General features: G+C 66.1%; 21 protein-coding genes. 10 read left to right on the top strand and 11 right to left on the bottom strand.

The features are described from left to right. The 6 genes from JNJ68_RS05745 to JNJ68_RS05720 form a co-directional block, all read right to left on the bottom strand. Positions 1 to 1,679, bottom strand: a 1,679-nt coding sequence (locus tag JNJ68_RS05745) for an acetyl/propionyl/methylcrotonyl-CoA carboxylase subunit alpha (protein WP_294980048.1), incomplete at its 3' end; no start/stop codon positions are given. Positions 1,680 to 1,774: 95 nt separating this feature from the next. After that, entirely contained in the window at positions 1,775 to 1,993 is a 219-nt protein-coding gene (locus JNJ68_RS05740; protein WP_294980046.1) for a hypothetical protein, read from the bottom strand. A 325-nt stretch (positions 1,994 to 2,318) separates the two neighbouring features. After that, positions 2,319 to 2,714 carry a hypothetical protein gene (locus JNJ68_RS05735; protein ID WP_294980044.1) on the bottom strand — a complete coding sequence of 132 codons (396 nt, stop codon included), beginning with the start codon at positions 2,712 to 2,714 and terminating at the stop codon, positions 2,319 to 2,321. 186 nt (positions 2,715 to 2,900) lie between these two features. After that, positions 2,901 to 3,029: a hypothetical protein gene (locus tag JNJ68_RS05730; protein WP_294980042.1), complete on the bottom strand. Its 129-nt coding sequence runs from the start codon at positions 3,027 to 3,029 to the stop codon at positions 2,901 to 2,903. A gap of 211 nt (positions 3,030 to 3,240) precedes the next feature. Continuing rightward, entirely contained in the window at positions 3,241 to 3,654 is a 414-nt protein-coding gene (locus JNJ68_RS05725) for a DUF6497 family protein (protein ID WP_294980041.1), read from the bottom strand. Between the two features lie 2 nt (positions 3,655 to 3,656). Continuing rightward, positions 3,657 to 5,189 (bottom strand): acyl-CoA carboxylase subunit beta, encoded by a 1,533-nt coding sequence (locus JNJ68_RS05720; protein ID WP_294980039.1) that lies wholly within the window; start codon positions 5,187 to 5,189, stop codon positions 3,657 to 3,659. Positions 5,190 to 5,368: 179 nt separating this feature from the next. Here JNJ68_RS05720 and JNJ68_RS05715 point away from each other — a divergent pair, with 179 nt between their 5' ends. Genes JNJ68_RS05715 through JNJ68_RS05705 form a run of 3 tightly spaced genes read left to right on the top strand, consistent with a single transcriptional unit; the run spans position 5,369 to position 8,433 of the window. Beyond that, a complete protein-coding gene (locus JNJ68_RS05715) occupies positions 5,369 to 5,722 on the top strand; it encodes a DMT family protein (protein ID WP_294980038.1) in 354 nt (117 codons plus the stop codon). 48 nt (positions 5,723 to 5,770) lie between these two features. Further along, entirely contained in the window at positions 5,771 to 6,979 is a 1,209-nt protein-coding gene (locus JNJ68_RS05710; protein ID WP_294980037.1) for a multidrug effflux MFS transporter, read from the top strand. Positions 6,980 to 7,038: 59 nt separating this feature from the next. After that, complete coding sequence (locus JNJ68_RS05705; protein ID WP_294980035.1) at positions 7,039 to 8,433, top strand: XRE family transcriptional regulator; 1,395 nt, start codon at positions 7,039 to 7,041, stop codon at positions 8,431 to 8,433. A gap of 70 nt (positions 8,434 to 8,503) precedes the next feature. On the opposite strand, the gene JNJ68_RS05700 is transcribed toward JNJ68_RS05705, so the two are convergent. The 3 genes from JNJ68_RS05700 to betI all read right to left on the bottom strand — a co-directional run bounded on the left by JNJ68_RS05700 (position 8,504) and on the right by betI (position 11,077). Continuing rightward, entirely contained in the window at positions 8,504 to 8,740 is a 237-nt protein-coding gene (locus JNJ68_RS05700) for a DUF465 domain-containing protein (RefSeq protein WP_294980033.1), read from the bottom strand. A gap of 102 nt (positions 8,741 to 8,842) precedes the next feature. Beyond that, positions 8,843 to 10,492, bottom strand: coding sequence for a choline dehydrogenase (gene betA, locus JNJ68_RS05695; RefSeq protein ID WP_294980031.1), 1,650 nt, complete (start codon positions 10,490 to 10,492; stop codon positions 8,843 to 8,845). Between the two features lie 3 nt (positions 10,493 to 10,495). Next, positions 10,496 to 11,077 carry a transcriptional regulator BetI gene (betI, locus tag JNJ68_RS05690; RefSeq protein ID WP_294980029.1) on the bottom strand — a complete coding sequence of 194 codons (582 nt, stop codon included), beginning with the start codon at positions 11,075 to 11,077 and terminating at the stop codon, positions 10,496 to 10,498. Between the two features lie 86 nt (positions 11,078 to 11,163). Between betI and choX the strand changes: the two genes are divergently transcribed. Genes choX through choV form a run of 3 tightly spaced genes read left to right on the top strand, consistent with a single transcriptional unit; the run spans position 11,164 to position 14,008 of the window. Further along, positions 11,164 to 12,093, top strand: coding sequence for a choline ABC transporter substrate-binding protein (gene choX, locus JNJ68_RS05685; RefSeq protein WP_294980027.1), 930 nt, complete (start codon positions 11,164 to 11,166; stop codon positions 12,091 to 12,093). Between the two features lie 56 nt (positions 12,094 to 12,149). Further along, a complete protein-coding gene (choW, locus tag JNJ68_RS05680) occupies positions 12,150 to 12,980 on the top strand; it encodes a choline ABC transporter permease subunit (protein WP_294980025.1) in 831 nt (276 codons plus the stop codon). Beyond that, complete coding sequence (gene choV, locus JNJ68_RS05675) at positions 12,977 to 14,008, top strand: choline ABC transporter ATP-binding protein (RefSeq protein ID WP_294980023.1); 1,032 nt, start codon at positions 12,977 to 12,979, stop codon at positions 14,006 to 14,008. Before choW ends, choV begins: the two co-directional genes overlap by 4 nt. Before the next feature lie 246 nt (positions 14,009 to 14,254). On the opposite strand, the gene topA is transcribed toward choV, so the two are convergent. Both topA and dprA read right to left on the bottom strand, forming a co-directional pair. Further along, positions 14,255 to 16,846: a type I DNA topoisomerase gene (topA, locus tag JNJ68_RS05670; protein WP_294980021.1), complete on the bottom strand. Its 2,592-nt coding sequence runs from the start codon at positions 16,844 to 16,846 to the stop codon at positions 14,255 to 14,257. Between the two features lie 117 nt (positions 16,847 to 16,963). Continuing rightward, complete coding sequence (gene dprA, locus JNJ68_RS05665) at positions 16,964 to 18,115, bottom strand: DNA-processing protein DprA (RefSeq protein ID WP_294980019.1); 1,152 nt, start codon at positions 18,113 to 18,115, stop codon at positions 16,964 to 16,966. 149 nt (positions 18,116 to 18,264) lie between these two features. Between dprA and JNJ68_RS05660 the strand changes: the two genes are divergently transcribed. From JNJ68_RS05660 to JNJ68_RS05645, 4 genes are all read left to right on the top strand, one after another. After that, positions 18,265 to 19,542, top strand: coding sequence for a 4-aminobutyrate--2-oxoglutarate transaminase (locus tag JNJ68_RS05660; protein WP_294980017.1), 1,278 nt, complete (start codon positions 18,265 to 18,267; stop codon positions 19,540 to 19,542). Positions 19,543 to 19,686: 144 nt separating this feature from the next. After that, entirely contained in the window at positions 19,687 to 19,950 is a 264-nt protein-coding gene (locus JNJ68_RS05655; protein ID WP_294980015.1) for a YtxH domain-containing protein, read from the top strand. Between the two features lie 117 nt (positions 19,951 to 20,067). Then, positions 20,068 to 20,799: an ABC transporter ATP-binding protein gene (locus JNJ68_RS05650; RefSeq protein WP_294980013.1), complete on the top strand. Its 732-nt coding sequence runs from the start codon at positions 20,068 to 20,070 to the stop codon at positions 20,797 to 20,799. Then, positions 20,774 to 21,373 (top strand): energy-coupling factor transporter transmembrane component T, encoded by a 600-nt coding sequence (locus tag JNJ68_RS05645; RefSeq protein ID WP_294980011.1) that lies wholly within the window; start codon positions 20,774 to 20,776, stop codon positions 21,371 to 21,373. Before JNJ68_RS05650 ends, JNJ68_RS05645 begins: the two co-directional genes overlap by 26 nt.

Raw genomic sequence — 21,373 nt, 5'->3', positions numbered from 1 at the left:
TGCCCGTCGATCGAGACCCGGGCAAGCTTGTCGCCCGGCGTCCAGTCCGACGTCACCCTTAGCTTGTCGCCGTCGGCGAAATGCACCGTGGTGCCCTCGCGGTCCGCCGCCAGCTTCACCGGATAGGACTGGCCCTGCAGGCTGACCACCCAGTCGTCGCCGACTTTCCTCTCGTGGTTGTCCATCCGCCCCGACACCCGCGTCCGGCGGATCTCGGTCACCCGGTACATCGCCGCCGCCGCCGCCGCGACCCGGCGCAGCGCGTCCTCGTCCAGCGTCACGCCGCCGAAGCCGTCGGGATATTCCTCGGCGATGAAGGCGGTGGTGATGTCGCCCTTGATGAAGCGGTCATGGTCATAGACCGCCGACAGGAACGGCAGGTTGTGGCCGATCCCCTCCACCTCGAAGCTGTCCAGCGCGACGCGCATCTCCTCGATCGACTCGGCCCGCGTCGGCGCCCAGGTGCAGAGCTTGGCGATCATCGGGTCGTAGTACATCGAGATCTCGCCGCCCTCGTAGACGCCGGTATCGTTCCGGATCACCCGTGGCCCCGCCGCCCCCGCCGCCACGCCCGAGCTGTAGCCGGCGGTCTCCGCCGGCGGGCGATAGCGGGTCAGCCGGCCGATCGACGGCAGGAAGTTGCGGTAGGGGTCCTCGGCATAGAGCCGGCTTTCCAGCGCCCAGCCGGTCAGCTTTATGTCGTCCTGGGTGAAGGGCAGCTTCTCGCCCGCCGCCACCCGGATCATCTGCTCCACCAGGTCGACGCCGGTGATCAGCTCGGTCACCGGGTGCTCCACCTGAAGCCGGGTGTTCATCTCGAGGAAATAGAAGTTGCGGCTGCCGTCGACGATGAACTCGACCGTCCCGGCCGAGGCATAGCCCACGGCGGTCGCCAGCGCGCAGGCCTGCTCGCCCATCGCCTTCCGCGTCGCCGCGTCCAGGAACGGCGAGGGCGCCTCTTCGATCACCTTCTGGTTGCGACGCTGGATCGAACATTCCCGCTCGCCCAGATAGACGCAGTTGCCGTGCTTGTCGGCCAGCACCTGGATCTCGATGTGGCGCGGCTGGGTCACGAACTTCTCGATGAAGATGCGGTCATCACCGAAACTGGCCGCCGCCTCGTTCTTCGAGGACTGGAAGCCCTCCGCCGCCTCGGCATCGTTCCAGGCGATCCGCATCCCCTTGCCGCCGCCGCCCGCTGACGCCTTGATCATCACCGGATAGCCGATCTGGCCCGCGATCTTCACCGCCTCCTCCGCATCGGCGATCAGCCCCATGTAGCCAGGAACCGTGGAAACCCCCGCCTCCATCGCGATCTTCTTCGAGGTGATCTTGTCGCCCATGGCTTCAATGGCGGGCGAGGGCGGCCCGATGAACACCACCCCCACCGCCTCCAGCGCGGCGGCGAAGCTGCGGTTCTCGGACAGGAAGCCGTAGCCCGGATGCACCGCCTGCGCGCCGGTCTGGCGAATGGCGTCCATGATCCGGTCGATCACGATATAGGACTGTGCCGCCGGGGACGGGCCGATATGCACCGCCTCGTCCGCCATCTGCACATGCAAGGCATTGCGGTCGGCGTCGGAATAGACCGCGACCGTCTTGATCCCCATCTTCCGGGCGGTCTTGATCACGCGGCAGGCGATCTCGCCCCGGTTGGCGATCAGGATCTTGTCAAACATCGGCTCCCCCCATCAGGCGCAAAGAAAAGGACCACCCGAGCGCATGGCCCGGATGGTCCCTGAATGTCGTGTGACCCGCCCGCAGGCGGCGGTGATCAGTAGCCCGAGTTACAGGGCGGCAGGCCAACCTCGATGCCGCAGGTGGCAACACCGGCAAGGCCGCCGATGACGGCACCGGTAAGCATGTTGCTGTCGGTCGCGTCAGCGATGAGAGCGCCCGTCGCCGCACCAGCAACGCCGCGGGACGTAGGGTCCTGCAGGCACCCGGCGAGCGAGGTGACAAGAAGAGCGAAGACGACAAGGGACTTGCGCATGGGATACTGCCTCGTGGGTTTGTTGTTATTGCTGCGGATTCTACAGCAATATCACGCATTTCAAAGCGGATTTTCACACCACCCTCCCCGTCGCCACGGGGATTGAGCGCAACTCCGCCCACAAGGATCGGTCCGGCCTGGGACGGGCCGGACCGCAGGGAAGGGGAAGGGTAACAACGTAGACTGCGCAGGTCGCGGCACGACTGCCCTTGACCAGCACGTAAACAATGACGCGCCGACTTCCCCATTGCAAACGCCGCGAGAACACGCGCGTCTGCTTGGGCAGAACCCTGCCAAACCGCGGCAAGCTTCGGCGAATTCATGCCTAGTCCTCCTCCTCGTCCCAATCGTCGGCCAGCGCCTCCGGGGCGTCAGGGGCGAAGACCTGCGGGAAAGACGCCTCGGCGCGCTTCACGTCGATCTTGAGCAGCGCCTCATAGGAACAGGGATCGAACGGGTCCTCCGCTGCCACAACCTCACGTCCGAAGAGCCAGGACAGCCGCCCGGCATCGAGGTTGCCGCGCTCGAACGGCTCTTCCCCGAAATGCTGCCAGAGCGCCGCCATGAAGGCCGCGTCGGCCGCCCGGTCCAGGTGCTTGCGGTCCTTGAACCGCTCGCGCTTGATCAGTTTCGTCGCGCCTTCCTTCACGTTGGCGCGGCGAATGGTGAACTGGAAATCGGTTCCCGGCATCCGGCCCGGAAAGCCCCGGTGCTTCAGCATATCCATCGTCTCCTGTCAGGACAGTCGACGGCAGGGATAGGCGAAAGCAGCGGCGCAGCCCAGAGGATGCGGCAGGAAACCCTTGCGATGTCAGGGAATTTCAGCCTGCAAACCGCGCGGATACGCAGGAGGCCGAGGGTTGGCGCGGGCCCGCCCGGCGTATGCCGGCAGGCCCGCTCCGCAAGATTACTTGTACTTGCCGGTTTCCACGACTTCCGGGGTGACCGGCTCGGGGGCCACAACTTCTTTCTTGGCGCAAGCGGCGATAGCCGAGACCATAGCCAGAACCAGAACGAGACGTGCGCTCTTCGACATCCTCTACTCCATCCTTCTTGGGGTGCTTCGGATCCCTCGCGGGTAGCCGGCACCTGTTCGCTGTTGAAGGCCGATTTGGCCCGGCCCGGTGAAACCTTATCCGAAACACTCCGGACTTGGTATGTCGGCCAGACCAAGTTCCCGACCTGTGGCGTTCCTACATCAGCCCATTGTGCATGGCCAGCCGGAAAATCCATATTTCGCGGCGACATCAGAACACCTCCCAGACGCAGGCACCGTTGGCCGGGCGGTAGGATTCGAAGAACTGCACAACATCGGGGGCTGCCTCGCCGAAGGGCACCGTTTCGCTGGCGAAAGAGATGACGATCTGCTGCGGCGCAGGCACCATCCCGTCGATCCGCTTTATGGCGAAACCGTCGCAGAGCGCCTGCATGTCCACCGCCGCCGTCTCGGCCTCGTCCCCCGACAGTCCGGGTGCAAGGAACCGGAACCGCGCCGTCGCCCCTGCAGGCCCAGGCGCGTTGGTCACGATGTCGATCAGCGAAACCTCGCGCCCCGACGGCACCTCGACCGCCTCGCCGACCGGCGCTTCCTCGGTGCAGGCACCCGCCAGCGCCAGGGCGCCGAGCAGGACCGAGAGACGAAGGGAAGGGGCGCGGCGCATGGTCAGAGCGGAATGTTGTCGTGCTTCTTCCAGGGGTTCGCCAACTTCTTCCCCCTGAGAGCGGCAAAGGCCCGCGCCACGCGGCGGCGGGTCGAATGCGGCATGATCACCTCGTCGATGAAGCCCTTCTCGGCCGCTACGAAGGGGTTGGCGAAGCGGTCCTCGTAATCCTTCACCCGCCCGGCGATCCGGTCGCGGTCGGCCAACTCGCTGCGATACAGGATCTCGACCGCGCCCTTGGCGCCCATCACCGCGATCTCTGCCGTGGGCCAGGCATAGTTGAAATCCCCCCGCAGATGCTTCGACGCCATCACGTCATAGGCCCCGCCATAGGCCTTGCGGGTGATCACCGTGACCTTGGGCACCGTCGCCTCGCCATAGGCGAAGAGCAGCTTCGCGCCGTGCTTGATGACCCCGCCGTATTCCTGGCTCGTCCCCGGCAGGAAACCCGGCACGTCGACGAAGGTCAGGATCGGGATTTCGAACGCATCGCAGAAGCGGACGAAGCGCGCGGCCTTGCGGCTGGCGTCGATGTCCAGGCATCCGGCCAGCACCATCGGCTGGTTCGCCACCACGCCAACCGACTGCCCCTCGATCCGGATGAAGCCGGTGATGATATTGCCCGCGAAATCGCGCTGGATCTCGAAAAAGTCGCCCTCGTCCGCGACCTTGGCGATCAGCTCCTTCATATCGTAGGGCTGGTTCGGGTTGTCGGGGATCAGCGTGTCGAGGCTTGGTTCCAGCCGGTCGGGCGCATCGAAGAACGGCCGCACCGGCGCCTTCTCGCGGTTGGATTTCGGCAGGAAATCGATCAGCCGCCGGGTCTCGGCGAGCGCCTCGACGTCGTTCTCATAGGCGCCATCCGCGACCGAGGACTTCCGGGTATGGGTCGAGGCCCCGCCCAGCTCCTCCGCCGTGACCTGTTCGTTCGTCACCGTCTTCACCACATCCGGGCCGGTCACGAACATGTAGGAGGTGTCCTTCACCATGAAGATGAAGTCGGTCATCGCCGGGGAATAGACCGCGCCCCCCGCGCAGGGGCCCATGATCAGGGAAATCTGCGGCACCACGCCCGAGGCCATGATGTTGCGTTGGAACACCTCGGCATAGCCGGCCAGCGAGGCGACGCCTTCCTGGATCCGCGCCCCGCCGGAATCGTTGATCCCGATCACCGGGGCACCGTTCTGCAAGGCCATGTCCATGATCTTGCAGATCTTCTGCGCATGGGTTTCCGACAGCGACCCGCCGAAGACGGTGAAATCCTGGCTGAAGACATAGACCATCCGGCCATTGACCGTGCCCCAGCCCGTCACCACGCCATCGCCTGCCGGGCGGTCCTTCTCCATCCCGAAATCGGTGCAGCGGTGCGCGACGAACATGTCGAACTCTTCGAAGGACCCCTCATCCAGCAGAAGCTCGATCCGCTCGCGCGCGGTCAGCTTGCCCTTGGCATGTTGCGCCTCGACCCGGCGCTCTCCGCCCCCCGCGCGGGCCGCACCACGACGTGTCTCAAGCTCTTCGAGAATGTCCTTCATCCCGCCCTCCCCGGCTGATGGCGCCGACAATCTAGGCGAACACCACGGGCGCGAGAAGCACGAATGAGAAAATTTGCAAACCTGTTCGAAAACACCTCTTTCAAATTGCGAAATCGCAAAGCATTGGAGGCGACCCTGCGCCGCGGTATGCCTCGGCGGTCCGCGAACCCGAGGTCATCATGCCCAGCCTTCCGATCCCCGTCATCACGATCGGCCTCCTCTTGGCCTCGAACATCTTCATGACCTTCGCCTGGTACGGGCATCTGAAATACAAGTCGGTCGCGCTGGTCACCGTGGTGCTGGTCAGCTGGGGCATCGCCTTCTTCGAATACCTGCTCCAGGTCCCCGCCAACCGCATCGGCCACGGGTATTTCAATGCAGCCGAGCTGAAGACGATCCAGGAAGTCATCACTCTGTCGGTCTTCGCGGTCTTCTCGGTCCTCTACCTGAAGGAGCCGCTGTCCTGGAACCACCTGGTCGGCTTCGGCTTCATCGCCGTGGGGGCCTTCTTCATCTTCCACAAATGGGCCTGACTCCCTCTGCTCTGGACAACGCCCCACCCCGCGCGTAGCCCTGTCCGGATGCAAGAGCCCCGCTTTCTCGACCGGACCACGCCGCCGAAGATCTTCACCCTGATCCTGATGGCGGGGCTCTCGGCCCTGACCATGAACATCTTCCTGCCGTCCCTCCCCGGCATGGCGACCTACTACGGCGTCCCCTATGGCGTCATGCAGCAATCGGTGGCGCTCTACCTCGCGCTTTCTGCCGCCCTCCAGATCGTCATTGGCCCGATCTCCGACCGGTACGGTCGCCGCAAGGTGCTGCTCGGCTCGATGCTCCTCTTCCTCCTCGCCACCATCGGCACCCTCCTCGCGCCCACCGCCACCTGGTTCCTGATCTTCCGCATGGCCCAGGCGGTGATCGCCGCCGGGATGGTCCTGTCCCGCGCCGTCGTCCGCGACATGGTCGCCGACGAACGGGCTGCCAGCATGATCGGCTATGTCACCATGGGGATGAGCCTTGTCCCGATGATCGGCCCCGTCATCGGCGGGGTGCTGGACGACCTCTATGGCTGGAAGGCCAACTTCGCCCTCCTTTTGATCCTCGGCGCCATCACCCTCGCCCTCGTCTGGGCCGACCTTGGCGAGACCGCCACCCTCCGCCGCGTCACCCTTGCCGATCAGGTCCGCACCTACCCCGCCCTCTTCGCCTCGCGCCGGTTCTGGGGCTATACGCTGGCGGCGGCCTTCGCTTCCGGCTGTTTCTTCGCCTATCTCGGCGGAGCGCCTTACGTTGGCGACAAGATCTTCGGCCTCTCCTCCACCCATGTCGGCGCGCTCTTCGCCCTGACAGCCATCGGCTACGCCGCGGGCAACTTCCTTGCCGGTCGCTATTCAGTCCGCATCGGCATGAACCGGATGATCCTGATCGGTTGCATCGTAACCACCGTCGGCATGGCGCTTCTCGCGCTTCTCACGGCTCTCGGCCTCTCCGGCCCGACCGTCTTCTTCGGGCTCACCATTTTCATGGGTCTCGGCAACGGCATCTGCCTTCCAAACGCCAACGCCGGGATGCTGTCGGTGCGCCCCGATCTTGCGGGCACCGCCTCGGGTCTGGGCGGAGCAATCCTGATCGGCGGCGGCGCGGCGCTTGCGGCCCTCGCGGGCGTCCTCCTCGGCCCCGGCTCAACCGAGATCCCGCTGATCCTCCTGATGCTCGCGTCTTCGGTTGCCTCGGTCATCGCGATCGTTTTCGTCATCCGCCGTGCCCGCCAGATCGGTGTCGCCTGACCAAAGCGATTGACGCCGCTTTGCAAAGCGCCGCATAGCTTTGCAAACAGGGAGCGGACATGGCCACCCAGAAACTCTATGCCGGGGTCAAGCTGCGGGAAATCCGCGGCCGGCTGGCGCTGACCCAGAAGGCCTTCGCCGACAAGCTCTCGGTCTCGCTGCCCTACCTGAACCAGATGGAGAACAACCACCGGCCCGTCTCGGCGGCGGTCGTGCTGGCGCTGGCGCAGGAATTCGGCCTCGACGTCACCGAACTGACCGTGGGCGAAAGCGAGCGCCTCGTCACCGACATGCGCGAGGCGCTGGCCGATCCGGTCTTCACCACCGCCACGCCGCCGCTCGCCGACCTGCGCCTTGCCGCCTCGAATGCGCCCGCTCTTGCCCGCGCCTTCCTCGACCTGCACCGCGCCTATCGCCAGACCCATGAACGCCTCGCCTCGCTCGACGAGGCGCTGGGACGCGAGGATGCCGCCCTCCGCCCCTCGGCCTGGGAGGAGGTGCGCGACTTCTTCCACTATTGCGACAACTATCTCGACGCGATCGACCGCGCCGCCGAGCATTTCGCCACCTCGGCAACCAGCGGCAAACCGATCGAGACGCTGGCGCAGGACCTGTTGAAACGGGCCGGCATCAGCCTGCACTATTCCAGCACTGCGCCCTTGCGCCACTACGATCCCGTCGCGCGGCGGCTCGACATCTCCGCCCGCGCTTCCGGCCCGTCCCAGCGCTTCCAGCTTCTCCACCAGGTCGCGCTCCTGACCCAGAACGACCTGCTCGAAGCCACCCTCGACCTGGCGCGGTTTTCCACGCCCGAGGCGCGCGATATCGCCAAGATCGGCCTCGCCAATTATTTCGCCGGGGCGGCCCTGCTGCCCTACCGCGCCTTCCTGACCACCGCGCAAGAAGTGCGCCACGACCTCGAACGCCTGGCCGACATCTTCGGCGCCAGCATCGAGCAGGTCGGCCACCGGCTGTCCACGATGCAAAGGCCCGGCGCCAAGGGCATCCCCTTCTTCTTCGTCCGCGTCGATCAAGCGGGCACGATCACCAAGCGCCACTCCTCCACCCGCCTGCAATTCGCCCGCTTCGGCGGCGCCTGCCCCTTGTGGAACGTCCATCAGGCCTTTGAAACCCCAGGGCAATTCCTGCGACAGCTCTGCGAAACCCCGGACGGCGTGCGCTATCTCTGCCTCGCCCGCGATGTGTCGAAACCCGCCGGGGCCTTCCTCGCCCCCGTCCGCCGCTATGCCATCGGCCTGGGCTGCGAGGTGCAGCACGCCGCGCAGATGGTCTATTCCGACGGGCTCGACCTGAAAGGCCGGTTCGAGCCCATCGGCATTTCCTGCCGGATCTGCGAGCGGGTGAATTGCCACCAGCGCTCGGTCCCGCCGCTGGAGGGGCGTCTGAGGATCAACCCCAACGCCCGCGACGTGCTGCCCTACGAGATCGGCTGACCCTCGTCGTCCCCTTCGGTCCTCCTCGGGAACACCCGCGAGGAGAAGCCGAAGGCGCACGACGAGCCGCCTATTTCCGCAGCGCCGACGCGATCTGGTCCTTCAGCCGCGACCGCTGCTTGCGCAGGTGCTCTTCCTCTTCCTCGGTCAGAAGGTCCACCCGCGTCTCGGACCGGTGCACCTTGTCGTTCACCGCGTCATACTCGACAAGAAGCCTGGCGAAATGTGCGTCCGACCCTTTCAAAGCGGTAATCTTCTGCGCTTCCGCCGGGAATTCGTCGTGCAGCGTGTGCGGGGTGTTCGACATGCCTGTCTCCTTCTTGACTGTCCCGCACGGTCTAGAGGCTTCGCCCGACCGGGGCCTTGACCCTGATCAAGCGCTTGATCGAAATCCGCTTCCGGCCAGGGCCTACCGCTGCGCCGTGCGCCAGTTCGGGTTGATCCAGGGCTCAAGATTCGAGGCCGGAAGCGGCGTGCGGCCCAGGATATGGTCCGCCGCCTTCTCGCCGGTCATGATCGACGGACTGTTCAGGTTGCCGTTCGTCACCTGCGGGAAGATCGAGCTGTCGGCAACCCGCAGTCCCTCTACCCCGATCACCCGGCATTCCGGATCGACCACCGCCAGCGGATCGCTGGCCCGGCCCATCCGCGCCGTGCCACAGGGATGATAGGCGCTTTCGACATGCTCGCGCAGGAAATCGTCCAGTTCGATGTCGTTCTGATAACGCGGGCCGGGCTGCAACTCGGCCTTCAGGTAGGGCTTGAACGCCTCCTGCCCGAAGATCTCCCGCGTCAGGCGGATGCAGCTGCGGAAATCCTCCCAGTCCTCGGGATGCGACATGTAGTTGAAACGGATCACCGGCGCGTCGGTGGGGTTGCCCGACCGCAGCGTGACCGACCCGCGCGACTTCGACCGCATCGGTCCGACATGCGCCTGGAAGCCATGCCCTTCCGCCACCGCCTTGCCGTCGTAGCGCACGGCGATGGGCAGGAAATGATACTGGATATCCGGATATTCCACCCCGGCCTTCGACCGGATGAAGGCGCAGGCCTCGAACTGGTTCGACGCGCCGGGACCTTTCCCGGTCAGCAGCCACTGCGCCCCGACCCAGGCCTTGCCCCAGAGATTCCAGTATTTGAACAGCGTGATCGGCTGGCTGGCGGCGAACTGCATGTAGATTTCCAGGTGGTCCTGCAGGTTCGCCCCCACGCCGGGCCGGTCCGCCACCACCTCGATCCCGTGCTCGCGCAGATGCATAGCCGGCCCGATCCCCGACAGCATCAGAAGCTTGGGCGAGTTGATCGACGAGGCCGCCAGCACCACCTCGCGCCCCGCCTTGATCACCTGCCGCCCCGCGCGGGTGTCGACCTCGACCCCCACCGCGCGTTTGCCCTCCATCACCACCCGGCGGGCGAAGCCGCGCACCACCTGCACGTTCCCCCCCGCCAGCGCGGGCTTCAGATAGGCATTGGCCGCTGACCAGCGCCGTCCCTTGTAGATCGTCGCCTCGAACGGACCGAACCCCTCCTGCTGGCGACCGTTGTAATCCTGCGTGACCGGGTATCCCGCCTGCCGCCCCGCCTCGATGAAGGCGTCGAAGAGCGGGTTCTCCCGCGTCCCGCGGCTGACATGCAGCGGGCCGTCGGTCCCCCGGAACTCCGGCCCCGACCCGCCATGCGACTGCTCCATCCGCTTGAAATACGGGAGAACATCGGCATAGGACCAGCCATCCGCCCCCATCTCGGCCCAGGTGTCGAAATCCCGCGCATGGCCGCGGACATAGACCATCCCGTTGATGCTCGATGACCCGCCGATCACCTTGCCCCGCGGCGTCGCCAGCACCCGGCCGCCCAGATGCGGCTCCGGCTCCGTGGCGAAACCCCAGTCGTAGATCCCCATGTTCATCGGGTAACTCAGCGCCCCCGGCATCTGGATGAACGGCCCCGCGTCCGACCCGCCATGTTCGATCACCGTCACCCGCTTGCCCGCCTCGGCCAGCCGGTAAGCCATCGCGCAGCCCGCCGACCCTGCGCCCACGATCACATAATCCGCGTGCATCGCTCAGGCCCCCCGCGCCAGTTCGGCTTCCAGATGGCGCAAGGCCAGCGCCACCGCCGCCGCCCCGTCGGGGGGCCCCGATTTCAACACCTCGCGCAGGTACAGCCCGTCGATCAGCGCCCCCAGCGATTCGGCGATCCCCTCCGCCCGCGCCCCGGCAATGGGCCGCAACGACGACACCAGATTCGACCGAAGCCGCCCCTGATAGACCGCGAGCAGCCGCTTCGCCTCGGGCACGGTCTGCGCCAGCACCCAGAAGTTCAGCCAGGCCCCCACCGCCTCGCGCCGGAAGTTGCCGGGGCTGAAACTGGCCCGCAGAATCGCCCGGATTCGCCCCTCGCGCCCCTCCGCCGCCGCCAAGGCGCCACGCACTTCCGCGCCATACAGCGTCATGATGTGGCGCATCGCGGCCAGGAACATCTCTTCCTTCGACCCGAAATAGTGATGCGCCAACGCCGGCGACATCCCCGCCCGCCTTGCGATCTGGCTCACGGTCACATCCAGCGACCCCGCCCTGCCGATCTCGACGATGGTGGCTTTCACCAACGCGGCCTTGCGGATAGGCTCCATTCCAAGCTTCGGCATCGGTGCGGCCCCAGAAAACTCTTGCCAAACCGAATAAGAGCGAAGTTTATTGACTCGTCAATCAACAAAAACACCGGGGAGCTGCCATGACCATCCGTTCCACCCTGCTGACCAGCGCCGTCACCTTCGCGCTGGCCGGGTCCGCCTTCGCCGAAGGCTGCGACAAGATCATCTTCTCCGACGTCGGCTGGACCGACATCACCGCCACCACCGCCGCGACCACGCTGGTCGCCGAGGCGCTGGGGTATGAGACCGAGACCAAGGTGCTCTCCGTCCCCGTCACCTATACCGGCCTCGCCGAAGGCGACGTCGACGTCTTCCTTGGCAACTGGATGCCGACGATGGAGGCCGACCTCGCCCCCCATCGCGATGCGGGCAAGGTCGAAACCGTCCGCACCAACCTGGAAGGCGCCAAGTACACCCTTGCCACCAACGAGGCCGGCGCGGCGCTTGGCATCAAGGACTTCAAGGACATCGCTGCCCAGAAGGACGCGCTGGAAGGCCATATCTACGGAATCGAGCCCGGCAACGACGGCAACCGCCTGATCCTCGACATGATCGCCTCGGGTCCCTTCGGGCTTGACGGGTTCGAGGTGGTGGAATCCTCCGAACAGGGGATGCTGGCGGAAGTGGCGAAGCGGTCGGATGCCGGTCAGCCCATCGTCTTCCTCGGCTGGGAACCCCATCCGATGAACGCCAATTTCAAGATGACCTACCTGACCGGCGGCGATGACTATTTCGGCCCGAACTTCGGCGGCGCGGTGGTCGATACCAACACCCGCGCGGGCTATGTCGCGGAATGCCCGAACCAGGGCAAGCTGTTGCAGAACCTTGTCTTCTCGCTGCCGATGGAGAACGAGATCATGGGCGCGATCCTCAACGACGGCGAAGACCCGCGCGATGCCGCCAAGGCCTGGCTCGCCGCCAACCCGGATGTCTGGAAGGCCTGGCTTGACGGGGTGACCACCAAGGACGGCGGCGACGCCGTGGCGGCGGTCGAGGCCGCGCTGCAATAAGGCTCAAGGCCCCGGGAACCAACCCGGGGCCGCTTTGTCTCAACCGGGGGGACGGAATGGACTGGCTGACGGATCACAAGATCCCGGTCGGCAAGGTGGCGAAGACCATCTTCGACTGGATGAAGAACAACCTTTCGCCGCTCTTCGACGCGATCTCCGCCGTGATGGACGCGATGATCGCGGGCATCCTGTGGCTGTTGCAGGCCCCCCACCCCCTTGTCGTCGTGGCGCTTTTCGTGGCGTTGACCTGGTATCTCCAGCGCAACTGGAAGATCTGCCTCGGCGTTCTGCTCGGCTTCCTCTTCATCCTGAACCAGGGTTACTGGGAGGAGACCACCGAAAGCCTGACGCTGATCCTGTCGGCCTGCGTCGTCTGCATGGGGATCGGCGTGCCCATCGGCATCGCCTGCGCGCACCGGCCCCGGCTTTACACGGCCCTCGTCCCGATTCTCGACCTGATGCAGACCCTGCCGACCTTCGTCTACCTGATCCCGGCCATCGTCTTCTTCGGCCTCGGCATGGTGCCGGGCCTGATCGCCACGGTGATCTTCGTCCTGCCCGCCCCGATCCGGCTGACGCATCTTGGCGTCTCTTCCACCCCCAACGCGCTGCTTGAGGCCGCAACCGCCTTTGGCGCGACGCCGAAACAGCGGCTCTGGAAAGTGGAGCTGCCCTGGGCCATGCCGCAGATCATGGCGGGGCTGAACCAGACCATCATGCTGTCGCTTTCGATGGTCGTCATCGCGGCCCTGGTCGGGGCCAACGGACTTGGCGTGCCGGTGGTGCGCGCGCTGAACAGCGTGAACACCGCGCTCGGCTTTGAATCGGGCTTCATCATCGTGGTGGTGGCCATCCTTCTCGACCGGATGCTGAGGGTGTCGAAATGAGCCGCGCCGCCGTAGAATTCGACCGCGTCTCCATCGTCTTCGGCGACCATCCCGAACGCGCCCTGCCGCTGATGGACGCCGGAAAAACCCGTGCCGAGGTGCAGCAGGCGACGGGGCAGGTGCTTGGCGTGCACGACTGCTCGCTGACGGTGGCCGAAGGCGAGATCCTTGTCCTGATGGGCCTGTCCGGTTCGGGCAAGTCCACGCTGCTGCGTGGGGTGAACGCTCTGAACCCGGTCGTCCGGGGCGAGGTTCGGGTGCTTGAGAACGACAAGATGGTCTCGGTCACCAAGGCGAACCCGGAGACCTTGCGCCGCCTGCGCGCGACCCGGATCGCCATGGTCTTCCAGCAGTTCGGCCTTCTGCCCTGGCGCACGGTGCGGGAAAACGTGGGCTTGGGGCTGGAACTGGCCGGCATGTCGCCCGAGGCGCGCAAGCCCAAGGTCGACGCCCAGCTGGAGCTGGTGAACCTGTCGCAATGGGCCGAGCGCAAGGTGGGTGAGTTGTCGGGGGGCATGCAGCAGCGCGTCGGCCTCGCCCGCGCCTTCGCAACCGAGGCACCGATCCTGTTGATGGACGAGCCCTTCTCGGCCCTCGACCCGCTGATCCGCACCAAGTTGCAGGACGAGCTTCTGGACCTGCAAAGGAAGCTCAAGCGCACCATCGTCTTCGTCAGCCATGACCTCGACGAGGCCTTCAAGATCGGCAACCGGATTGCCCTGATGGAGGGCGGGCGCATCGTGCAATGCGGCACCGCCCGCGAGATCATCGCCAATCCGGTGAGCGAGTATGTGGCCGATTTCGTGGCCCACATGAACCCGTTGGGCGTGCTGACCGCGCGCGACGTTATGGAACAGGGGACAGTCGGAGCCGGGGCGCGGGAACTGCCCGCCGAGACGCCGGTGAAGGACATCATGGACCTGATGTCGAAGGGCGTGGCCGAACTCGTGGTGACGGAGAACGGCCGCAACCTCGGAATGGTGCGGACAGCAAGCCTGATGGCCAAGCTGATCAACCCGCGGGGCTAAGGCCAAGAATTTTAAGGAAAATTCTTGACAAATTCCTTGCTCAAGGAATTTGGTTCGCTGCTGGCGTCTCGCGCTCCGTTGCGAAAACGGTCGATCTGGGCATCCATCCCGACGCTGGTCATTCCGCCTGCCCCCGGTAGAGAGCAGATGGCGTCGGGGCATGTCGGCAAATCTTAAGAAGTCCCTAACGTCCGCGACCAAGGCATTGATTCCATTGGACACTCCAGAAATGTCCACTGTGGACATTCACTCCGCCGAGACCGCCTTCTTCTTCGCCGGAGCCTTCTTCGCCGCCGTTTTCTTCGGGGCCGCCTTCTTCGCCGAGGTTCCCGCCTTCTTCGGAGCCGCCTTCTTCCGGCCTCCCGCTTTCCCGGCCTTCTCCGCGATCAGGACCAGCGCCTCCTCCAGCGTCACCGCCTCCGGCTCCACCCCCTTCGGCAGCGTCGCATTCACCTTTTCCCATTTCACATAGGGCCCATAGCGGCCCGGCATCACCTGGACCTCGCCCCCGTCCGGATGCGCCCCCAGCACCTTCAACGGCCCTGCGGGCGCCGCCCGCCCCGCCCCGCGCTGGGCTTTCTGGGCCAGCACCTCGACCGCACGGTTCATCCCGATGGTGAAGACCTCCTCCACCTCCGGGATGTTGGCATAGACCGACCCATGCTTCACATAGGGCCCGAACCGCCCGATCCCGGCCTCGACCAGCACGCCATCCTCCGGATGCCTGCCCACCTCGCGCGGCAGCGACAACAGCGCCAGCGCCCGCTCCAGCGTGAGGCCATCCGGCGTCCAGCCCTTCGGCAGGCTGGCCCGGTCGGGTTTGGGGTTCGCTTCCGAAGCCTCGCCGCGCTGGACATAGGGCCCGAAGCGGCCCGCCCGCAGGGAAATCTCCACCCCGTTCTCGTCCTGCCCCAGCACCCGCCCGTCCGAGGCGACGGACTCCGCATCCCCGGCGAGGGGCCGCGTATACCGGCACTCCGGGTAGTTGCCGCAGCCGATGAACGCCCCACCCGACCGCGCCGTCTTCAGGTGCAGCCGCCCGGTCCCGCAGGTCGGGCAGATGCGGGGATCGCCGCCGTCGGCCCGGGCCGGATACAGGTGGGGCGCCAGGAAATCGTCCAGCTTCTCCAGCACCTCGCCGATCCGCAGGTCCGCCGTTTCTGCCACCGCCGCCGAGAAGTCGCGCCAGAAGCGGGCGAGCACGTCCTTGTAGTCGCGGTCCCCGGCCGAGACATCGTCAAGCTCGGTCTCGAGGTCGGCGGTGAAGTCGTATTCGACGTAGCGGTGGAAGAAGTTCGACAGGAAGGCCGTCACGAGCCGCCCCTTGTCTTCCGGGAAGAGGCGGTTCTTGTCCTTCCGGACATATTCCCGGTCGACGATCGTCGACAGGACCGAGGCATAGGTGGAGGGTCGGCCAATCCCCAGTTCTTCCATCCGCTTGACCAGAGTGGCCTCGGTATAGCGCGGCGGGGGTTGGGTGAAATGCTGGTCCGGCGTGATCGCGCCCTTGGCCAGCGCCTCGCCCTGCATCACCTGCGGCAGGCGGCCTTCGTCGTCGTCCTCGCCCTCTTGCCGGTCGTCGCGGCCCTGATCGTAGACCTTGAGATAGCCGTCGAACAGCACCACCTGCCCATTCGCACGGAACGCCACCTGGCCATCCGGCGAGGCCAGGTCGACCGCCGTCCGTTCTAGCCGCGCGGCCGACATCTGGGACGCGATGGTCCGCTTCCAGATCAGGTCATAGAGCTTGCGCTGGTCGTCCTCGACGCGGATCTTCTCCGGCCCAAGGGCCATGTCGGTCGGTCGGATGCATTCATGTGCTTCCTGAGCATTCTTCGCCTTGTTCTTGTACATGCGGGGAGAATCCGGAACGTAGCCGTCTCCGAAACGGCGCTTGATCTCGTCGCGCGCTGCCATCACCGCTTCGGGGGCCATGTCGATGCCGTCGGTCCGCATGTAGGTGATATGCCCCGCCTCATACAGGCGTTGCGCGGCGTTCATGCATTGCTTGGCGCCCATGCCGTATTTGCGGGAGGCCTCTTGCTGGAGGGTCGAGGTCATGAAGGGCGGCCAGGGGTTACGGGTCGCAGGCTTCGATTCGACCGCTATCACCTTGAAATCGCGGTGCTTCGCGGCCTCGACCGCAAGCTCGGCGGCCGTCGCGGTGGGAATGTCGAATTTGGCCAGCTTCTTGCCGCCGAGGGTGACCATCCCGGCCTCGAACTCTTGCCCGCGGGGGGTGCGGAAGACGGCCTTGACGGTCCAGTATTCCTGGGCCTTGAACGCCTCGATCTCCATCTCGCGCTCGACGATGAGCCGCAGGCAGACCGACTGCACCCGGCCCGCCGACTTTGCGCCGGGAAGCTTGCGCCAGAGGACGGGAGAGAGGGTGAACCCGACGAGATAGTCCAGCGCGCGGCGGGCGAGATAGGCCTCGACCAAGGGCGTGTCGATGTCACGCGGTTCCTTCATCGCCTTGGTCACGGCGTCTTTCGTGATGGCGTTGAAGGTCACGCGGGCGACGTTTTTCCCTTTTTTCAGGCTGCTTTGCAGGGCCTCCTTCAGGTGCCAGCTGATCGCCTCGCCCTCGCGGTCCGGGTCGGTGGCGAGGATCAGCGTGTCGTCGGATTTCAGCGCCTCGGCGATGGCGCGGACGTGTTTCTTCGACTCGGGCGCCACCTCCCAGAGCATGTCGAAGCCGTGGTCCGGATCGACCGAGCCGTCCTTGGCCGGCAGGTCGCGGACATGGCCGTAGGAGGCGAGGACGGTGAAGTCAGGGCCGAGATACTTGTTGATTGTCTTGGCCTTGGCAGGGGATTCCACGACGACGACTGGCATGTTTCCTGAAACTCCCGGCCCTTGCGAATGGCGCGGCAACATGGGGGCGAAGTTCGGGCCTGTCAACCGGGGGTCGGCTCAAGTCGCTGTGCGCGATCGTCGCGCGGGAAGCCCGATCTACATTGCGCGGGCCAGCAATCCGCCGGGTTGGCGACTGATGCGTCCCTCAAGCTCCAGCGTCAGAAGCTCGGGGGCAAGCTGCGCGGGGGTGACGTGAAGGTCGCGCATCAACTGGTCTTCGGCGAGAGGGCTGGGGCCGAGACGATCGAGGATCATCGAGTGGAGGAGCGCCACCTCTTTAAGCGGGCGCTGGGGGGCGGCGGGACCGGGCAGCGGGGGCAGGCGCATATCGGGTTCGGGCGATGCTTCGGCGGTCGCGCCCAAGGCTTGCAGCACGTCCTGGGGCCCACGAACCAGAGCCGCACCGTCGCGGATCAGCATGTTGCAGCCCGAGGCGCGGGCGTCGAAGGGGTGGCCGGGCACCGACATGACCTCGCGGCCATAGTCGAGCGCGGCTTTCGCGGTGATCAGGCTGCCCGATTTCGCGGCGGCCTCGACCACGATCACGGCGCGGGAAAGGCCCGCGACAATGCGGTTCCTCAGCGGGAAATGGCGGGCCTGCGGGTCGAGGCCGGGGGGATGTTCGCTGATCCGGCAGCCATTGGCGTCGATGGCCGCGGCAAGGGCAACGTTCTCCGGCGGGTAGATCACGTCGATCCCGCCGGCCATGACGGCAATGGTGCGCCCCTCGGCCTCCAGCGCGGCCTCATGTGCGGCGGTGTCGATGCCGCGGGCGAGGCCGGAGACGACGGTGAACCCGGCCTCCGACACACCGGCCCCCAGGCGGCGGGCCATGCGGACCCCAAGGGAGGAGGCGTTGCGAGCGCCGACCATGCCGACGGCGGGCCGGTTCAGAAGGGCGATGTCGCCCACGGCCCAGAGAACAGGAGGAGCGTCGGCAATCTCCATCAGGGTGCGGGGAAAGTCGGCCTCACCATGCACCAGAAGCCGCGCGCCGAAGGCGCGGCCACGCGTCAGTTCGGCCTGGACGACGCCCAGGGGGCAGACCTCATACTCGTCCACCCCGGCGGCCTTCGCGATGGAGGGCAACGCCGCCAGCGCCGCGCGGGCGGAGCCGTGTTCGGCCATGAGGCGATGGAATGTGACGGCCCCCACCCGGCGGGAGCGGACGAGGCGGAGCCGGTCGAGACGGTCATCCTCGGTCCGGGGTGTGGGGTGTGTGGGGGTTGAAAGCTGCCCGTCGGCCATGATTGCCTCACCTCGTTCGCCCATGCACTCTGCACCGGCGAGGGTTAACGAAGTCTGAACACCCGTCGACCTTGCACCCCGGACGGATATTTGATCAAATGGCGGCAACGTGACCCCTCATGGCCCGGGGTCCATCAGGGAGCACGACCATGCTGAACGCAGAAGTAGCCAAGCGCCGCGACGAAGCCATCTCGCGCGGGGTGGGGATGATGACGCAGATCTACGCCGACAAGGCGCTGAATTCCGAGGTCTGGGATATCGAGGGGAACCGCTACATCGACTTTGCCGCCGGGATCGCGGTGGTGAACACCGGGCATTGCCACCCGAAGATCATGGCGGCAGTGGCAAACCAGATGACCAAGTTCACCCACACCTGCCACCAGGTGATGCCCTACGAGAACTACATCCGTCTGGCCGAGCGGCTGAACGACAAGGTGCCGGGCGATTTCAAGAAGAAGACGATCTTCGTGACCACCGGGGCCGAGGCCTGCGAGAACGCGATCAAGATCGCCCGGATCGCCACGGGCCGAGATGCGGTGATCGCCTTCGGCGGCGGCTTCCATGGCCGGACCTTCATGGGCATGGCGCTGACCGGCAAGGTCGAGCCCTACAAGAAGGGCTTCGGGTCGATGATGCCGGGGGTGTTCCATGTGCCCTTCCCGATGGGGCCGCAGGGGATTTCGACCAAGGATGCGCTGGCGGGGATCGAGAAGCTGTTCAAGGCCGACCTCGACCCGGCCCGCGTCGCCGCGATCATCTTTGAACCCGTGCAGGGAGAGGGTGGTTTCAACCCGGCGCCGACCGATCTGGTGAAGGCGATCCGTGCGCTTTGCGACCAGCATGGTATCGTGATGATCGCCGACGAGGTGCAGACGGGATTTGCGCGGACCGGGCATCTGTTCGCGATGGAGCAACATGGGGTGGCCGCCGATCTGACGACGATGGCCAAGGGGCTGGCCGGGGGCCTGCCGTTGGCGGCGGTGACGGGCAAGGCCGAGCTGATGGATGCGGCCAATCCGGGCGGGCTGGGCGGCACCTATGCCGGGAACCCGCTGGGTATCGCGGCGGCGAATGCCGTTCTGGACGTGATTGAGGAGGAAGACCTCTGCGCCCGGGCGAACGAGCTGGGCTCACGCCTGAAGCAACGCCTGGAAGCGATCCGGGCGACCGCGCCGGAGATCGTCGATATCCGGGGGCCGGGCTTCATGGTGGCGGTGGAATTCGCCAATCCGGCGACGAAAGAGCCCGATGCGGGCTTTACCGGCCGGGTGCGGACCGAGGCTCTGAAGCGCGGGCTCTTGCTCCTGACCTGCGGGGTCTACGGCAACGTTGTCCGCTTCCTGGCGCCAATCACCATCCCTGACGCACATTTTGCCGAGGCGATGGACATTCTGGAAGCTTCGGTGGCCGCGGCGCGGCAGGGGTAAGCGCAAGGGAACTGATCGGCCGGTCCGGGGTTGTTGCCGCAGCGAAGGATCGGTCGTTTTCCGCCCATCCTGTCTTTTGCCGGTCCCGTGCCGGAGGTTAGACAGCTAATGTCCGTCAGCAGACTCATAACCTGGAGCAGACCCATGAAACGTTATCTCCTCGCCCTTCCTCTTCTGGCCCTGCCGATCGCGGCCTGCACGCCGTCCGAGCAGAACGCGGCCATCGGTGCGCTTGGCGGCGCGGCCGTCGGGGCTGCGGTATCGTCGGATTCCGACCGGACCAAGGGCGCGATCGCGGGCGCTGCGGTCGGCGTCGTCGCCTCGCAACTGATCGGGCCGGCGCCGCAGTCGGGCAAGTGCTACTACCGCGACCAGTACGGCAACAAGTACATCGCCAACTGCACCTGACATTTCGCCTGCCCCGGCCCGCCAGAGCAGGCCGGGGCCTCGCCCCCTGCAGGTGGCCCCCTTTCGTGCGGGGGGCGAAGCGGCTAGAAGGGCGGCCAATCCGCCCCGGGGCCGTCCATGTCCGAATTTTCCCACGGCATCGAGCTTCAGTTCGCCAGCGTGACGCTGGGCGGAAAGCCTGTGCTTGAGGATTTGACACTGCGACTGACCGAGGCGCGGATCGGTGTGCTGGGCCGCAACGGATCGGGCAAGACAACGCTCCTCAGGCTGATGGCCGGGTTGATCGCACCGGATCGCGGGCAGGTGAGGGTGGACGGGGTGGACCCGTTCCGCAACCGGAAGGCAACCTTGGCAGCGCTGGGAATCCTGTTCCAGAACCCCGACCACCAGATCCTGTTTCCCACGGTCGAGGAAGAGCTGGCCTTCGGTCTGGTGCAGCAGGGGCTAACGCCGGAAGAGGCCGCGGGACGGGTGGCGGCGTTGCTCGTGGCGGAAGGACGGGCGCACTGGGCGAAAGTCCCTGTCTCGACGCTGAGCCAGGGGCAGCGACACTATTTGTGCCTGATGACGGTGCTGCTGATGCAGCCGCGGACGATCCTGCTGGATGAACCGCTGGCCGGGCTGGACCTGCCGACGCAAGCAAGGCTCGCGCGGCGCTTCGCGGCCCTGCCGCAGCGGCTGGTGACGATCACCCATGACCCTGCGGTGCTGGCCGGGGCCGACAGGGTGCTGTGGCTGGAGGCGGGGCGGATCGTCGCGGACGGCCCCCCGGGCGAGGTGGTCCCCGCCTTCACGGCCGAGATGGACCTGATCGGAGCGCAAGATGCTGACGCCGACCTCGCCGGTTGAAAGCCCCTACAGCCGTTGGCCCGCGGGTGTCAAACTGGCCCTCGTGGCGGGGTTGGGCATGGTGATCGGGGCGCTTTCGCATGTGGCCCTGCTCGCCATGGCCCTTGCCTTGGTCTGGCTGACCTTTCTGCCTGTGGGGCGTGCCGAGGCCGCACGCCTGCCCCTGCGTCTGCGGCCCCTCTGGCCGTTCATTCTCGTGATCGGCGGCTGGCACATCCTGCGCGGCACGCCGGATGTCGGGTTGGCAGTCATCCTGCGCATGCTGATCATGGTCGCGGCGGCAACGCTCTTGCTCTTGACCACGCGTTTCGATGCGCTGCTTGCAACGTTCTCGACACTCTTTCGACCCTTCGAGCGTCTCGGCCTGCCGGTCGAACGCATCGCCTTGGCCCTGGCGATGGCGGTGAGGTTCATACCCGTCCTCTCCCAACGCGCGGCCGATCTTGCCCTGGCTTGGCGGGCGCGCTCGGCTCGAAATCCGCGCCACCGGCTTCTGACGCCACTTGCGCTTTCCGCCCTCGACGAGGCCGAAAGGTCCGCCGAGGCCTTGCGCGCCCGCAGTGCTTCGGTCTAG

Origin of the sequence: Tabrizicola sp. (assembly GCF_016793705.1) — a bacterium.
Classification (GTDB): Bacteria; Pseudomonadota; Alphaproteobacteria; order Rhodobacterales; family Rhodobacteraceae; genus Tabrizicola.
This window is presented reverse-complemented; position numbering and strand designations above follow the sequence as displayed.

Bases quoted from the DNA above. Each gene is read 5' to 3' on its own strand.
- dprA (WP_294980019.1), bottom strand. From the start codon at position 18,115: ATGGCCGACGGGCAGCTTTCAACCCCCACACACCCCACACCCCGGACC.
- JNJ68_RS05710 (WP_294980037.1), top strand. From the start codon at position 5,771: ATGCAAGAGCCCCGCTTTCTCGACCGGACCACGCCGCCGAAGATCTTC.
- JNJ68_RS05720 (WP_294980039.1), bottom strand. From the start codon at position 5,189: ATGAAGGACATTCTCGAAGAGCTTGAGACACGTCGTGGTGCGGCCCGC.
- JNJ68_RS05700 (WP_294980033.1), bottom strand. From the start codon at position 8,740: ATGTCGAACACCCCGCACACGCTGCACGACGAATTCCCGGCGGAAGCG.
- JNJ68_RS05735 (WP_294980044.1), bottom strand. From the start codon at position 2,714: ATGCTGAAGCACCGGGGCTTTCCGGGCCGGATGCCGGGAACCGATTTC.
- betI (WP_294980029.1), bottom strand. From the start codon at position 11,077: ATGCCGAAGCTTGGAATGGAGCCTATCCGCAAGGCCGCGTTGGTGAAA.
- JNJ68_RS05645 (WP_294980011.1), top strand. From the start codon at position 20,774: ATGCTGACGCCGACCTCGCCGGTTGAAAGCCCCTACAGCCGTTGGCCC.
- JNJ68_RS05655 (WP_294980015.1), top strand. From the start codon at position 19,687: ATGAAACGTTATCTCCTCGCCCTTCCTCTTCTGGCCCTGCCGATCGCG.
- JNJ68_RS05730 (WP_294980042.1), bottom strand. From the start codon at position 3,029: ATGTCGAAGAGCGCACGTCTCGTTCTGGTTCTGGCTATGGTCTCGGCT.
- JNJ68_RS05650 (WP_294980013.1), top strand. From the start codon at position 20,068: ATGTCCGAATTTTCCCACGGCATCGAGCTTCAGTTCGCCAGCGTGACG.
- betA (WP_294980031.1), bottom strand. From the start codon at position 10,492: ATGCACGCGGATTATGTGATCGTGGGCGCAGGGTCGGCGGGCTGCGCG.
- choX (WP_294980027.1), top strand. From the start codon at position 11,164: ATGACCATCCGTTCCACCCTGCTGACCAGCGCCGTCACCTTCGCGCTG.
- JNJ68_RS05715 (WP_294980038.1), top strand. From the start codon at position 5,369: ATGCCCAGCCTTCCGATCCCCGTCATCACGATCGGCCTCCTCTTGGCC.
- choV (WP_294980023.1), top strand. From the start codon at position 12,977: ATGAGCCGCGCCGCCGTAGAATTCGACCGCGTCTCCATCGTCTTCGGC.
- topA (WP_294980021.1), bottom strand. From the start codon at position 16,846: ATGCCAGTCGTCGTCGTGGAATCCCCTGCCAAGGCCAAGACAATCAAC.
- JNJ68_RS05660 (WP_294980017.1), top strand. From the start codon at position 18,265: ATGCTGAACGCAGAAGTAGCCAAGCGCCGCGACGAAGCCATCTCGCGC.
- JNJ68_RS05705 (WP_294980035.1), top strand. From the start codon at position 7,039: ATGGCCACCCAGAAACTCTATGCCGGGGTCAAGCTGCGGGAAATCCGC.
- JNJ68_RS05725 (WP_294980041.1), bottom strand. From the start codon at position 3,654: ATGCGCCGCGCCCCTTCCCTTCGTCTCTCGGTCCTGCTCGGCGCCCTG.
- JNJ68_RS05740 (WP_294980046.1), bottom strand. From the start codon at position 1,993: ATGCGCAAGTCCCTTGTCGTCTTCGCTCTTCTTGTCACCTCGCTCGCC.
- choW (WP_294980025.1), top strand. From the start codon at position 12,150: ATGGACTGGCTGACGGATCACAAGATCCCGGTCGGCAAGGTGGCGAAG.